Annotated in this window: 11 protein-coding genes; 8 read left to right on the top strand and 3 right to left on the bottom strand. The window is 63.7% G+C overall.

Going from position 1 to position 14,530, the window contains the following annotated elements; all coding sequences use genetic code 11:
• Positions 1-89 precede the first annotated feature (89 nt).
• Positions 90-1,220, top strand: coding sequence for an MFS transporter (locus KZX66_RS20410; protein ID WP_248082705.1), 1,131 nt, complete (start codon positions 90-92; stop codon positions 1,218-1,220).
• Here the strand turns inward: KZX66_RS20410 and KZX66_RS20405 are convergent.
• Positions 1,210-3,357, bottom strand: coding sequence for a TonB-dependent siderophore receptor (locus tag KZX66_RS20405; RefSeq protein WP_248082703.1), 2,148 nt, complete (start codon positions 3,355-3,357; stop codon positions 1,210-1,212). The two genes, KZX66_RS20410 and KZX66_RS20405, sit on opposite strands and share 11 nt — an antisense overlap.
• Positions 3,358-3,547: 190 nt before the next feature.
• Between KZX66_RS20405 and KZX66_RS20400 the strand changes: the two genes are divergently transcribed.
• On the top strand, positions 3,548-4,327 hold the full coding sequence (locus KZX66_RS20400) for an acetoin reductase (RefSeq protein ID WP_248082700.1): 780 nt from the start codon (positions 3,548-3,550) through the stop codon (positions 4,325-4,327).
• Positions 4,328-4,371: 44 nt separating this feature from the next.
• Here KZX66_RS20400 and KZX66_RS20395 read toward each other — a convergent pair whose 3' ends face one another.
• Entirely contained in the window at positions 4,372-6,234 is a 1,863-nt protein-coding gene (locus KZX66_RS20395; protein ID WP_248082692.1) for a sigma-54-dependent Fis family transcriptional regulator, read from the bottom strand.
• A 309-nt stretch (positions 6,235-6,543) separates the two neighbouring features.
• Here KZX66_RS20395 and KZX66_RS20390 point away from each other — a divergent pair, with 309 nt between their 5' ends.
• The 3 genes from KZX66_RS20390 to KZX66_RS20380 are packed head-to-tail and all read left to right on the top strand — an operon-like array spanning position 6,544 to position 9,667.
• Positions 6,544-7,524, top strand: coding sequence for a thiamine pyrophosphate-dependent dehydrogenase E1 component subunit alpha (locus tag KZX66_RS20390; RefSeq protein ID WP_248082690.1), 981 nt, complete (start codon positions 6,544-6,546; stop codon positions 7,522-7,524).
• A 23-nt stretch (positions 7,525-7,547) separates the two neighbouring features.
• On the top strand, positions 7,548-8,567 hold the full coding sequence (locus tag KZX66_RS20385) for an alpha-ketoacid dehydrogenase subunit beta (protein WP_248082683.1): 1,020 nt from the start codon (positions 7,548-7,550) through the stop codon (positions 8,565-8,567).
• A complete protein-coding gene (locus KZX66_RS20380; protein ID WP_248082681.1) occupies positions 8,564-9,667 on the top strand; it encodes an acetoin dehydrogenase dihydrolipoyllysine-residue acetyltransferase subunit in 1,104 nt (367 codons plus the stop codon). The genes KZX66_RS20385 and KZX66_RS20380 overlap by 4 nt, the downstream gene beginning before the upstream one ends.
• A gap of 49 nt (positions 9,668-9,716) precedes the next feature.
• Here KZX66_RS20380 and KZX66_RS20375 read toward each other — a convergent pair whose 3' ends face one another.
• Positions 9,717-10,613, bottom strand: a complete 897-nt coding sequence (locus KZX66_RS20375) for a helix-turn-helix domain-containing protein (RefSeq protein ID WP_248082679.1) — start codon at positions 10,611-10,613, stop codon at positions 9,717-9,719.
• A gap of 138 nt (positions 10,614-10,751) precedes the next feature.
• On the opposite strand from KZX66_RS20375, the gene KZX66_RS20370 reads away from it, so the two are divergent.
• Genes KZX66_RS20370 through KZX66_RS20360 form a run of 3 tightly spaced genes read left to right on the top strand, consistent with a single transcriptional unit; the run spans position 10,752 to position 14,514 of the window.
• Positions 10,752-12,110, top strand: coding sequence for a glutamine synthetase family protein (locus KZX66_RS20370; protein ID WP_248082677.1), 1,359 nt, complete (start codon positions 10,752-10,754; stop codon positions 12,108-12,110).
• Positions 12,111-12,133: 23 nt separating this feature from the next.
• Positions 12,134-13,222 (top strand): polyamine ABC transporter substrate-binding protein, encoded by a 1,089-nt coding sequence (locus KZX66_RS20365; protein WP_248082676.1) that lies wholly within the window; start codon positions 12,134-12,136, stop codon positions 13,220-13,222.
• Positions 13,219-14,514, top strand: coding sequence for an FAD-binding oxidoreductase (locus KZX66_RS20360; protein ID WP_248082675.1), 1,296 nt, complete (start codon positions 13,219-13,221; stop codon positions 14,512-14,514). The genes KZX66_RS20365 and KZX66_RS20360 overlap by 4 nt, the downstream gene beginning before the upstream one ends.
• Positions 14,515-14,530 lie beyond the last annotated feature (16 nt).

Genomic DNA, 14,530 nt, shown 5'->3' with positions numbered 1-14,530 from the left:
GATTTCATCGATAAGTTGTCGAAAGATGGATAATAGCCCAATCGACGCGCCTTAAAATCCCTCCACTCTCTTTCCGCAAGGACATGTCGATGAAGCTTAACCCTCTGCTGGTATTGGCGGTGGCCCTGCTGATGTTCCCGCAACTGGCCCAAACCCTGTACAGCCCTGCACTCGGAGACATCGGCCAGGCCTTTGCGGTGGGCCCCGAGCGCGTGGGGCAGACGCTGTCGGTGTATTTCCTGGCCTTTGCCGTGGGCGTCGTGGTGTGGGGACGTGCCTGCGATCACCTGGGGCGCCGACCGGTCATGCTGGCCGGCCTGACGATTTATGCCCTCGCGTCGCTGCTGGCCTTGAGCGTCAGCACGTTCAGCGCGCTATTGGTGGCCCAGGGCGTGGCGGCGTTTGGCGCTGCGGTGGCCTCGGTGGTCACGCAGACGGTGTTGCGTGACCGCTTCCACGGCCCGGAACTGGCTCAGGTGTTTTCCGTGGTGGGCATCGCCATGGCCGCCAGCCCGGCGATCGGCTTGTTCAGCGGTGCGGCCCTGGTGCAGTCCTTCGGTTATCGCGGCATGCTCTGCGGTTTGTTGGCGCTCGTCTTGGTGCTGATGGGCTGGTGCGTTTGGGCCTTGCCGGAAACACGTCCGGCGTCGTTGCCCACCACCTCGCTGTACAAAACGGTGGGCCTGATGCTCAGGGATGCGGGCATTGGGCGTTCGATCGGGCTGGTAGCGGCCTTCAATATCGCCTTGTTCGCCTACTACAGCGTGGCGCCGTTCATCTTTGAGCAGCAGGGGCTGTCCTCCGTCGAGTTCGGTTACAGCGGCGTCCTGTTGGCCATGGGATCGGGGCTGGGGGCGTGGTTGAACAACGTGCTGCTCAAGCGCGGGATGAACGGCGATCAGTTGGTCTTGATCGCGGCCGGTATCGCCGTCGCGGGCAGCCTGTTGGTGCTGGCGCTGCAACACACGTGGTTATTCGTCATACCGATGCTGCTGGTGGTGCTGGCGTTCGGCATGGCGATCCCCAACGTGCTCGGCGCCGCGCTGATGGCCTACCGTGACCGTTTAGGCACGGCGGCGGCGGTGTTCGGTTTGCTTTATTACCTGGCCATTGGTGCCGGCCTGACCCTGGTGGCCTGGGTCCAGGACCTGGGCTGGAGCCTGTTGGTGTGTGGGCTGGCGGCGCTGTGCCTGGCGACGCCGCGGGTGTTCAGAAGTTGACCGAGGCACTCAGGCGCGCCGTCAACGGGGCGCCCTGGAACAGGTAGTCATCGCCCATGTATTCGCCCACGTCGCGCCAGTAGCGTTTGTCGAAGAGGTTGTCGACGCTCAGGCGAAACACCGTCTCATAGCCGTCGACGCGGGTGGTGTAACGACTGCCGACGTTGACCACCGCATAGTCCCCCACTGCGACGTTGCCGCTGCGGTTGGCGTACTTCCTGGCGCTGTATTGCACGCCACCCAGCACGGCCAGCCCGTTGACCCAGGGTAACGCGTAGTCGGCGTACACACTGGCGCGCAGCTTGGGTACGTTGATCGCCTGGTGGTCTTCGTAGGCCGGTGTGCCGCTGCCGCTGACCCGCGCGCGGATCGCCGCGACACTGGTGGCGATCTGCAAGCGCTCGGTGGCCCAGCCATTGGCCGACAGTTCCAGGCCGGTGTTCTTCTGTTCGCCCTGTTGCACATAGGTGAAGTTGCCGGCGCCGTCCGGCTTGGTGTACTGGTAGGCCTGGCGCGTCTGGAACACGGCGGCGGCGAAGCTGATGCGACGCCAGTCGTATTTGACCCCGGCTTCGATCTGCCGGGAGGTGGTCGGGGCCAGGGTTTGATCCTTGTTGGTCGCAAACCACGGCGCGGTGCCGCCCAGGGACAGGCCCTTGTTGTAACGGGTGTAGAGCGAGATGTTCTCGATCGGCTTGTAGATCAACGCGGCCTCGGGCAGGAACACGTATTGCTGGGTATGGCGCGTCTGATCGCCAGTGCTGCCATCAAAGGCGTGTTCATCCAGGCGCACTTCGCGGCCGCCAAGGATGGTCTGCCATTGCTCGTTGAAGCGCATGCGGTCGGTGACGAACACGCCGTACTGACGGCTGTCCAGGGTGCGATGGCTGTCGTTGAGCGGCACATCGGTGGGGGCGTATGTTGGTGCATCGGCGTCTATGTTGCCGCTGCCGAGCCACTCGTTGACTGCAGTGCGCTTGTCGATCACCCGGCGAAACGCGCTGGTGCCGAAGGTCAGTTCATGGCCCAGGCCTGCGGTGTCGAACAGGCCGGTCATGGCCGCCTGCACTTCGTCGTCGCGGCGGGTGTCGTCGGGGCTGCGGAAATCGTAAATATCGTAATTGCCCTGGGGGGTGAAGGTATTGCCGACGCCACCGGTGTCACCGCCCCACGCAAACGAACTGTAGTCATCAATCACCACCTTGCTGCGCGCGGCGCTGACGCTGCCTTGCCACTGGTCGCTGAAGCGGTATTCGAACCGGCCGTTGAGGTTCAGCGCATCAATGCCCACCTGTTTGGAGCCGCTCTGATGGCCCAGCAGTTTTTTCGGCGAGGCATGGTGGGGGACCTCGGTACCGCCAAGCAATTGGTAACCCGGCACCGAGCGTTGCTGCTTGTTCTGGTACTCGGCGTCAAGTTGCAGCACGGCGTCGGGGCTGATGTTCCAGTCAAAGGCCAGGGACACAAAGTCGCGCCTGCCGTTGGCGCGTTCCACATAGGCGTTGAGGTCTTCGTGGGCAACGTTGGCACGCAGGCCAAATTGCTGCTCGCTGCCGAACCAGCCGCCGACGTCGGTGGCGAGGTAACCGCTGCCGCGATCATCGGTGGAGACCGTCACCGCGCGCACATCCTCCGGGCGCTTGGTCACGTAATTGATCACACCGCCGGGCTCGGAGATTCCGCTCTGCAGGCCCGCCAGGCCCTTGAGCACCTCGACCTGCTGCTTGTTTTCCAAGGCGACATTCTGCTCGCCGGTGATGGTGCGCCCGTTGATCTTGTAGCTGCTGGCGGCATTCAGGGAAAAACCGCGCACCACAAAGTTTTCGTAGTAGCCGATTGGCGCATAGCTGTCGCCCACCGAGGCGTCGTTGCGCAGCACTTCACTGAGCAGGCGCGCTTGCTGGTCTTTGATCAGTGCGGCGTTGATCACGGTGATCGAGGCCGGGGTGTCCAGCAGCGGCGCCTCGTCGAAACCGCCGACCGAGGCCGTGTCTGCGCGATAACCGGACGCGTCCTGGCCCTGGACCGTCACCGCCGGCAGTTCGATGTCTGCCGCGAGGCTGTTGCCGATACCGCCGCTGAGCAGCAGGCCGAGGGCGAAACGTGACGTAACGACGGGACGAAAACGCAAAACCATGGGGGCAGGGCCTTAAAGCGCAGGGCGGGGGGCGCATAAGCTAGGCAGATTGGCGCGGTTTTACAAGTTTTCGAGAAGGGTTCGCGTTGAGACGTACCGTCTCAGCCTTGACGTGATTCCCGTTGCGCCTGGACGCGCCCTGCGTACCTCTGCGATAGACACGCTTTGCTCAACGTTGCAGGAGATAGCCATGAGTATCGCGGGAAAAGTTGCGCTGGTAACCGGCGCTGGGCAGGGCATCGGCCGGGCGATCGCCCTGCGCCTGGCACAGGACGGTGCCGATATCGCCCTGGTGGACATCAATGGCGCCAAGCTCCAGGCCGTGGCCGCCGAAGTGGTCGCGCTGGGTCGCAAGGCGTCGGTGTTTATCGCCGACGTGTCCAGGCGTGAACAGGTGGTGGCGGCCGTGGAGCATGCGCACCAAACCTTGGGCGGCTTTGACATCATCGTCAATAACGCCGGGGTGGCGCAGATCGACGCGCTGCTGGAGGTGAGCCCGGAGCAGGTCGAACGCACCCTGGGGATCAACGTGCAGGGCGTGTTGTGGGGCATCCAGGCCGCCGGCAAGAAATTCAAGGCGCTGGGACAAAAGGGCAAGATCATCAACGCCTGCTCCATCGCCGGCCATGAAGGGTTTGCGCTGCTGGGGGTGTATTCGGCCACCAAGTTTGCCGTGCGCGCCTTGACCCAGGCGGCGGCCAAGGAGCTGGCAAGCGCCGGGATCACGGTAAATGCCTATTGCCCTGGCGTGGTGGGCACCGATATGTGGGTTGAAATCGACAAGCGCATGGCCGAAATCACCGGTGCTGAAGTGGGGGCAACGTACAAGAAGTACGTGGATGGCATCGCGTTGGGCCGCGCCGAAACGCCGGAGGACGTGGCGGGGTTGGTGGCGTTCCTGGCGGGGCCCGATGCGGACTATATGACCGGGCAGTCGCCGTTGATCGATGGTGGCCTGGTCTACCGCTGAAACGTGTGGGAGGGGGCCCCTCCCACACGATTGACCTGACGGTATCAGCTGGTTTTGCCGGGCATATCGATGCCCAACTGGTTAACCCGCCGGTACAGGGTCGCCCTGGAAATCCCCAGCGCCTGCGCCGTCGGCAACGGCTTCCAGCGATGCCGAATCAACGCATCCAGCACCAGCTGGCGCTCGGGGCTGACGCTCTGTTCGGCCAGCACCGGCACCTGCTCACCGCGAATCTCAACCGGCAGATCCGCCACCTGCAGCGTGCCGCCTTCGCACACCGCGCAGGCGTACGCCAGCACGTGGCGCAGTTGCCGCACGTTGCCCGGCCAGGCATAACCGAGCAGCAATTCCAGGGCCGCGTGGCCGATACCCAACGACACCCCGCTGGTGCGCGCCTCCTGCGCCAACAGGCGGTTGATCAGCGCCAGCTTGTCGGTGCGCTCGCGCAACGGCGGCAGGCAGAAGCGCGCGCAGCCGAGGCGAAAGTACAGGTCTTCACGAAAACGCCCGTCGCTGACCAGCACTGCCAGGTCGCGGTGGCTGGCGCAGATCACCTGAATATCCACCGTGCGGGTCTTGGCCCCGCCCAGGGGCGCCACTTCGCCTTCGGCCATCACCCGCAGCAGGCGGGTTTGCAGGGCCAGCGGCATGTCGCCGATTTCATCGAGGAACAGCGTGCCGCCATCGGCCTGCACCAGCAGCCCCGGCATGCCTTTGCTGGACGCTCCGGTAAAGGCCCCTGCGACATAGCCGAACAGCTCGCTTTCGATCAGGTTCTCGGGGATGGCCGCGCAGTTCACCGCGACAAACGGGCCTGTGCGACGGGCACTGCGCTCATGCAGTTGGCGGGCGAACACTTCCTTGCCCGCGCCGGTTTCGCCTTGCACCAGCACCGGCAGGTGGCGGTCCTTGACCCGCACGGCCAGGCGCAGGTGCTCCTCCACGCGCGGGTCGACCTGGGTGTCCGGCACCGCCCGGCGCGGCGTGCGCTGTGGGGTGTTGACCCGCACATGCAGGGCGTCCGCCGCGCCGCGCCATTGCAGGTGGCGCGCCGATTGGTCGGTAACCGCGCGCAACGCATCCAGGTCAAACACCTCGCCGATATGCGCCGGCACCTGGCCAAAGCGCAGACGCAGGGCCTGGCGTGCCTTGCTGTTCAAGGCCTGCAGGCGTCCATCCTGATCCCACGCCAGCAGCAGGTCGGGCTGGCTGTCCACATAGCCTGGCGTGCTATGGGCCTGGAGCACCCAGTGCTGGCGGGCGCTGTGCATGAAGAACGCGTTCTCGATGGCCTCGGCGCTCTGCGCCACCATTTGCCGTACCAGGTGCTGGCTGCGCCGGTCATCCGGGGACTTGAGCGCCGAGGCGTCCATCACGCCGAGCAGGTTGCCCTGGGGGTCGAAGATCGGTGCGGCGGAGCAGGTCAGACCGATAAAGGCCGCGCGAAAGTGGTCGCGCTTGTGCACCGTCACTGCGGCCTTGCTGGTGAGCACGGTGGCCACGCCGCAGGTGCCTTCTTCGGCTTCCGACCAGCAGGTGCCCAGATACAGGCCGGCCTTGCGGCAGTCGGTACGAATGGCCGTGTCCACGCGGTGGTCGATGGTCTGGCCCTGGGCGTCGGTGAGCATCACGCAGTAATCGGCGTGGCGTACGCGGTGGTGCAGTTGCCCGACGGCTTCACCGGCGATACGCATGAACAGCTCGGCGCGTTCGCGGCATTCCTTGAGCAAAGGTTCGGTGAGGATGCGCGGCCCTTGCAGCGAGCCAGGGTCCAGGTGGTGTTGTTCCATGGAGCGGCGCCAGGAATCGAAAATCAACGCCGGCACCGGCGCCTGGGGCAGGCGCTCGGCATTGCGCACCACGCGACTGACGCAGTCGACGTGCTCTCTGGAGTTCGCGGCGAGCATAAGGCCTCCGGTTCTCGATCTTTGTTGTTATGCCCGCCATTAAGCGCCCACCGGCGCACAGGGACAAGCGCGCCCTGACAGAGGGCCGCTGCTGAGACGCAGCGTCTCATGCGAGCCGAGACGCGACCTGCATGCTGCGCTGCACGGTCTCATTCTGCGGTGTCGTGGCGCACCGGCACAACCGCGTGGCACTGCTCTGGATCAAGGCTTTGCCAGGTTTTTGCAGGCATTGGCACAGGCTGTGCTGAAGGGCCTGTAGCTGGCCGCAGCCAGCCTTTTGTGTGTCGAGACAACCTGGAGAACAACAAGATGTCCACTCACCTGTCCACCGATCAACTGCTGCATGCCTACACCGTGATGCGCACCATTCGTGAGTTTGAAGAACGCCTGCACGTGGAGTTCGCCACCGGCGAGATCCCCGGTTTCGTGCACCTGTACGCCGGCCAGGAAGCCAGCGCCGCCGGGGTCATGGCCCATCTCAACGATGATGATTGCATCGCCTCCAACCACCGTGGCCACGGCCACTGCATCGCCAAGGGCGTGGATGTGTTCGGCATGATGGCCGAGATCTACGGCAAAAAAACCGGCGTGTGCGGCGGCAAGGGCGGCTCCATGCACATCGCCGACCAGGAGAAAGGCATGCTCGGCGCCAACGGCATTGTCGGCGCCGGTGCACCGTTGGCTGCCGGTGCCGCACTGGCGGCCAAGCTCAAGGGCAGCCAGGGCGTGGCCGTGGCGTTTTTTGGCGACGGCGGCTCCAACGAGGGCGCGGTGTTCGAAGCGATGAACCTGGCCGCGATCATGAACCTGCCGTGCCTGTTCGTCGCCGAAAACAACGGCTATGCCGAAGCCACCGGCTCCGGCTGGTCGGTAGCCTGCAAGGACATCGCCGAGCGTGCCGTGGGGTTTGGCATGCCGGGGGTGATTGTCGATGGCAACGACTTTTTCGCCGTGTACCAGGCGCTGGGCGTGGCGGTGGCGCGGGCGCGCGAGGGCGCCGGGCCGACCTTGGTCGAGGTCAAGTTGAGCCGCTTCTACGGCCATTTTGAAGGCGATGCGCAAACCTATCGCGGCCCGGACGAAGTGAAGAACCTGCGCGAATCCCACGATTGCCTGGTGTTGTTTCGCCAGCGCTGCAGCACCGAGGGCTGGTTGGACACCGCGCAGTTCGAGCGCATCGACGCTGAGGTGGTGCAGTTGATTGACGACGCCGTGCGCCTGGCCAAGTCCGATCCCAAGCCCCAAGCCGCCGACCTGCTCAGCGACGTCTATGTCGCCTACCGCGCATAACATTCATCTTCGGAGAGAATTCCATGGCTCGCAAAATCACTTATCAGCAGGCAATCAACGAAGCCCTGGCCCAGGAAATGCGTCGGGACCAGAGCGTGTTCATCATCGGCCAGGACGTGTCCGGCGGCACCGGTTCCCCCGGTGAACAAGACGCCTGGGGCGGCGTGCTCGGCGTGACCAAGGGCTTGTACCCGGAATTTCCCGAGCGCGTGCTCGATGCGCCGCTGTCCGAAGTCGGCTACGTGGGCATGGCGGTCGGCGCCGCTACGCGGGGCATGCGCCCGGTGTGCGAGTTGATGTTCGTCGACTTTATCGGCTGCTGCCTCGACCAGTTGCTCAACCAGGCCGCCAAGTTTCGCTACATGTTCGGCGGCAAGACCACCACGCCCCTGGTTGTGCGCGCCATGTACGGCGCCGGCCTGCGCGCCGCCGCCCAGCATTCGCAGATGCTCACCTCGATGTGGACGCACATCCCTGGCCTCAAGGTGGTATGCCCGGCCACGCCGTACGATGCCAAGGGCATGCTGATCCAGGCGATCCGCGACAACGACCCGGTGATCTTTCTCGAACACAAGATGCTCTACAGCCTGCAGGGCGAAGTGCCGGAGGAGCTCTACACCGTCCCTTTCGGCGAAGCCAATTTTGTCCGCGAAGGCCGCGACGTGACCCTGGTGACCTACGGGCGCATGGTGCACATCGCCCTGGAAGCCGCCGCCAATCTGGCCCGCCAGGGCATCGACTGTGAAGTGCTGGACCTGCGTACCACCAGCCCGCTGGACGAGGACAGCATCCTGGAAAGCGTGGAGAAAACCGGGCGTCTGGTGGTGATCGACGAGTCCAACCCACGCTGTTCCATCGCCACCGATATCAGCGCGCTGGTGGCGCAGCAGGGGTTTGCGTTTCTGCGCGCGCCGATTGAAATGGTCACCGCGCCGCACACGCCGGTGCCGTTCTCCGATGCGCTGGAAGACCTGTACATCCCCAACGCCGCGAAGATCGAAGCCGCCGTGCTGAAGATCGCCGACAAGAGGACTGCCGCATGATCCATACCTTGACCATGCCCAAGTGGGGGCTGTCGATGACCGAGGGCCGCATCGACGTCTGGCTCAAGCAGCCGGGTGACCGAGTGGAGAAGGGCGAGGAGGTGCTCGACGTCGAAACTGACAAGATCTCCAGCAGTGTCGAGGCACCGTTCAGCGGCGTCTTGCGCCGGGTGCTGGCGTTGAGCGACGAGACCTTGCCGGTGGGCGCGTTGCTCGGGATCGTGGTGGAGGGCGAAGCCACCGAGCAAGAGATTGATGCAGTGATTGACCGCTTCCAGGCCGGGTTTGTCTCCAGTGCGGCCGAGGCCGAAACCTCGGGGCCGAGCGCGCAGAAAGTCGAGGCAGGCGGGCGCTTGCTGCGCTATCTGGACCTCGGCGAAGGCGGCACGCCGCTGGTGCTGGTGCATGGTTTTGGCGGCGACTTGAATAACTGGCTGTTCAACCAACCGGCCCTGGCCGCCGAACGCCGGGTAATCGCCCTGGATTTACCGGGGCATGGTGAGTCGGGCAAGCAGTTGCAAACGGGTGACGCCGATGAACTGAGCCAGGCGCTGCTGGCGCTGCTCGATCACCTCAAGCTCGACCGCGTGCACCTGGCCGGGCATTCCATGGGTGGGCTGGTTGCGCTGACGGTTGCCGACCAGGCCCCCGGTCGCGTTGCGTCGCTCACGCTGATCGCCAGCGCCGGCCTGGGGCCGGACATCAATGGCGATTACCTGCACGGTTTTGCCGAGGCCAATAACCGCAACGCGCTCAAACCGCAGTTGGTGCAGTTGTTCAGCGACCCGGCGCTGGTGACGCGCCAGATGCTGGAGGACATGCTCAAGTTCAAGCGGCTGGAAGGGGTGGATCAGGCGTTGCGGCAGCTCAATGCCAGGTTGTTTGACGGCGGTCGGCAGATGACGGACCTGCGCCATGTGGTCGGTCGACAGCCAAGCCTGGTGATCTGGGGCAGTGACGACGCAATCATCCCGGCCGGGCATGCCCAGGGGTTGGAAGCTCAACTGGAAATATTGCCGGGGCAGGGGCATATGGTGCAGTTGGAAGCGGCGGACCAAGTCAACCAACTGATCGCAACCTTCCTCAACACTCAGCCCTGAAAATGCGCTCAATGGGGAGGGGCAAGCTCCTCCCGCATTGACTTGCCTTTCACAGTGAGCGCTTCAACGTTTCGCTGGGCAGTTCCTTGAACAACGCGCGGTAGCTGTGTGAAAACCGCCCCAAATGCCAGAACGACCAATTCATCGCCACCTCGGCCACCGTCGCCCCGGCCGCATTCAACAATTCACGTCGCGCGCCGTTCAACCGGCGCAAGCGCAACCACTGCGCCGGGCTCATGCCGGTGTAGGTTTTGAAGCCTTGCTGTAACTGACGCAGCGGCACACCAGCGATCTGCGCCAGTTGCAGCAGGTTGACGGTTTCATCCGGCGCATCGGCGGCCCATTCACCGATGCGCGCCATCAACTGGCGTTCCGCGCTGCGCTTGTGCAAAGCGCTGCGATCCAGGCCTACGCAGGTGTTGTCGAGGATAAACAGGCAGTCGTCGAGCAGTTGCCGGGTGAGGGCGTCGCGGCTGATCGGGTCGGTGAGTGTCGCCAGGCGGGTCAGCGTGCCACTGAGCCAGCGCGTGAACAGCACGTTCTGTTGGCAGGTCAGCGGTGCCATGAACAGGCCTTCGAGCCTGTTCATCTCCAACCCATGGCGCTGCACGAATTGTGCGCCGAACACCACCGCCACTTCGCGGTAGTTCTCCGGGGTGATCCAGGTGTTGCGGCTCTCGCCATTGAGTAGGTACAGCGCGTTGTCGCTGCCATCGAAACAGAACGCCAACGCGCCCGGCGGTGCGTTGAAATGCTGCTCGACGCGGGTGTTCATGCATTCTTCGTACACCTGCACGCCTTGCAGGTCGAGGTAGCGGATCCGCCCGGCAAAATGCCCCGGTGACATCTGCTGGTACTGTTGCACCCAGCCCGGTGTCGCGCTGCATTGGGCGGCGACATCACCGGTGGAGAAGGCCTGTACGCGCAAAGCTGTTGCCTGTGTCATGGGGAACCTGGGCGCACTCTATTGGTGCGTTGTGGTTGGCGCAAAGTGGATAGATGGCGTGTGAAAGCTGGCTCAAGATAGACCTCAATGCGCCGCGAGTACAAGGCGGCGCAGCTCCCATCCCATGACGAGGTCCTTATGAACGCCCCCTTCGATCAGCTGTCCGCCTGGCTGAAAGAACACAAGATTACCGAAGTCGAATGCGTGATCAGTGACTTGACTGGCATCGCACGCGGCAAGATTGCGCCCACCAATAAGTTCCTGCATGAGCGAGGCATGCGCCTGCCGGAAAGTGTGTTGCTGCAAACGGTAACCGGGGACTTTGTCGACGACGACATCTACTACGACCTGCTCGACCCGGCCGACATCGACATGGTCTGCCGCCCCGTATCCAACGCCACCTACGTGGTGCCGTGGGCCATCGAGCCCACCGCGATTGTGATCCACGACACCTTCGACAAGAGCGGCAACCCCATCGAGCTGTCGCCGCGCAATGTGCTGAAAAAAGTCTTGCAGCTCTACACCGATCGGGGCTGGCAGCCCGTCGTGGCGCCGGAAATGGAGTTCTACCTGACTCAGCGCTGCGAAGACCCGGACCTGCCGCTCAAGACCCCGGTGGGACGCTCCGGCCGAGCCGAAACCGGCCGTCAGTCGTTTTCCATCGACGCGGCCAACGAATTCGACCCGCTGTTCGAAGACGTCTACGACTGGTGCGAAGCCCAGGGGCTGGACCTCGACACGCTGATCCACGAAGACGGCCCGGCGCAGATGGAAATCAATTTTCGCCACGGTGACGCCCTGGACCTGGCCGACCAGATCACCGTGTTCAAACGCACCCTGCGCGAGGCCGCGCTCAAGCACAACGTGGCGGCCACTTTCATGGCCAAACCGGTGGCCGACGAACCCGGCAGCGCCATGCACCTGCACCAGAGCGTGGTGGACATCGCCACCGGAAAACCGGTGTTCGTCGATGCCGACGGCGCCATGAGCCCGCTGTTTTTGCACCACATCGGCGGTTTGCAGAAGTACATCCCCCTGCTGCTGCCAATGTTCGCGCCCAACGTCAATTCGTTCCGGCGCTTCTTGCCCGACACCTCGGCCCCGGTCAATGTGGAGTGGGGCGAAGAGAACCGCACCGTTGGCCTGCGCGTGCCCACCAGCAGCCCCGACGCCATGCGCGTGGAAAACCGCCTGCCGGGCGCCGATGCCAACCCTTATCTGGCGATTGCAGCAAGCCTGCTGTGCGGTTACCTGGGCATGATTGAGCGGATCGACCCCAGCGCGCCGGTGCAAGGCCGTGCCTATGAGCGCCGCAACCTGCGTTTGCCGCTGACCCTCGAAGATGCGCTGGCGCGCATGGAGGCGTGCGAAACGGTCAAGCGCTACCTGGGCGACAAATTCGTGCGCGGCTATGTGGCGGTCAAGCGTGCCGAGCATGAGAATTTCAAGCGGGTGATCAGTTCCTGGGAGCGTGAGTTCCTGCTGTTGAGCGTCTAAAAAAACCAATAAGGGGTGTCGATATGCGTCTTGTGAACAAGCTTCTCCCGCTGGCTCTGGTGGCCGCGTTCAGCAGCACCGGCCAAGCGGCACAAACGGTGAGTGTCTACAACTGGACCGACTATATCGGCGAGACCACCCTGGCTGATTTTCAGGCCAAAACGGGGATCAAGGTGATCTATGACGTGTTCGACTCCAACGAAACCCTGGAGGGCAAGTTGTTGGCGGGCCGCACCGGGTACGACGTGGTGGTGCCGTCCAACCACTTCCTGGCGCGTCAGGTGAAGGCCGGCGCGTTCCTCAAGCTTGACCGTGCGCAGTTGCCCAACTTCAAGAACCTCGATCCCAAGCTGCTCAAGCTGCTGGAGAAAAACGACCCGGGCAATGCGCACTCGGTACCGTACCTGTGGGGCACCAATGGCATCGGCTACAACGTCGACAAGGTCAAGCAGGTGCTGGGCATCGACCATATCGACTCGTGGGCGGTGTTGTTCGAGCCGCAAAACATCAAGAAGCTCAATCAATGCGGCGTGGCCTTCCTCGACTCGGCGGATGAGCTGTTCCCGGCGATCCTCAACTACATGGGCAAGGATCCGCGCAGCGAGAACCCCAAGGACTATCAGGAAGCCGAAGCCAAACTGCTGACCCTGCGCCCGTACATCACGTACTTCCATTCCTCCAAGTACATTTCGGACTTGGCCAACGGTGATATCTGCGTGGCGTTCGGCTATTCAGGCGATGTGTTTCAAGCCGCCAACCGGGCCAAGGAAGCCAAGAATGGGGTGAACATTGCGTACTCGATTCCCAAGGAAGGCTCCAACCTGTGGTTCGACCTGCTGGCGATTCCGGCTGACGCCGGCAATCCGAAACAGGCCCACGCGTTTATCAACTACCTGCTCGACCCCGAAGTGATCGCCAAGGTCAGCGCCTCGGTGGGTTACGCCAACGCCAACCCGGCGGCCAAGGCGTTCATGGACCCGGAACTGGTGAACAACCCTGAGGTGTACCCGCCTCAGGAGGTGCTCGACAAACTCTATATTTCCACCACGCCCACCCCGGCGACCATGCGCCTTATGACCCGCGCCTGGAGCAAAGTGAAGACCAATAAATGATGCCGTCCGACGACCACGTGCGCTCCTATTACCGCGCCACGGCCAATGCCATGCCGGAGCGCCCTTGTCTGGGCGCCGACCTGACGGCTGACGTGTGTGTGATCGGTGGTGGTTTCACCGGCGTCAACACCGCCATCGAGTTGGCCCAGCGCGGGCTCTCGGTGGTGTTGCTGGAGGCCAGGCGCATCGGCTGGGGCGCCAGCGGGCGCAATGGCGGGCAACTGATTCGCGGCATTGGCCACGATGTGTCGGGGTTCGCCAGGTATGTGGGCGAGGAGGGCGTGGCCTATTTGCAGCGCGCCGGCATCGAGTCGGTGGCGCTGGTGGGCGAGCGTATTCGCGAACACGCAATTGACTGTGACCTGCGCTGGGGCTTTTGCGAGTTGGCCAATACGCCGGCGCAGTTCGCCGCATTCAAGGGCGAGCAGGAGAGCCTGGCGCGCCAGGGATACGCGCATGAAACCCGTCTGGTGGGGCCACGGGACATGTTGGACGTGGTGGATTCGACGCAGTATGCCGGTGGCCTGGTGGACATGGGCTCCGGGCACTTGCACCCGCTGAACCTGGTGCTCGGCGAGGCACGGGTAGCCGAGTCACTGGGGGTGCGGATCTTTGAGCACAGCCACGTGCTGGAGCTGATTCATGGCGAGACTGTGCAGGTTCGTTGTGCGGGCGGCACAGTCCGCGCCACCCATCTGGTGCTGGCCTGCAATGCGCATCTGGAAGAGCTGGAACCGCGCCTGAGCGGCAAGGTGCTTCCCGCGGGCAGCTACATCATCGCCACCGAGCCCTTGTCAGTAGGACTGGCCAACCAACTGATCCCGCAGAACCTGGCGTTGTGCGACCAGAAAGTCGGCCTGGATTACTACCGGTTGTCCGCCGACCGTCGCTTGCTGTTCGGCGGCGCCTGCCACTACTCGGGGCGTGATCCGGCGGACATCGCCGCGTATATGCAGCCCAAGTTGCTCAAGGTATTCCCGCAACTGGCAGACACCGCCATCGCGTTCCAGTGGGGCGGCATGATCGGCATCACCGCCAACCGTTTTGCGCAGGTGGGGCGCTTGAAGCAGTACCCGAATGTGTTCTACGCCCAGGGCTATTCGGGCCACGGCCTGAACGTGACCCACTGGTGCGCACGGCTGCTGGCCGAGGCGATTCATGCCGGGCACAGCCAGGGCCTGGATATCTTCAGCCAGGTGCCGCACATGACGTTTCCGGGGGGCAAAGCCTTGCGCTCGCCGCTGCTGGCGCTGGGCATGTTGTGGTACCGGTTGCGGGAAATGATGCATTGACGGGTTTTGCGTGGCA

It is taken from the genome of Pseudomonas sp. EYE_354 (genome assembly GCF_023148575.1).
GTDB lineage: Bacteria > Pseudomonadota > Gammaproteobacteria > Pseudomonadales > Pseudomonadaceae > Aquipseudomonas.
Note: the sequence above shows the minus strand (reverse complement) of the source record. Positions and strands in the feature narration are given on the sequence as shown.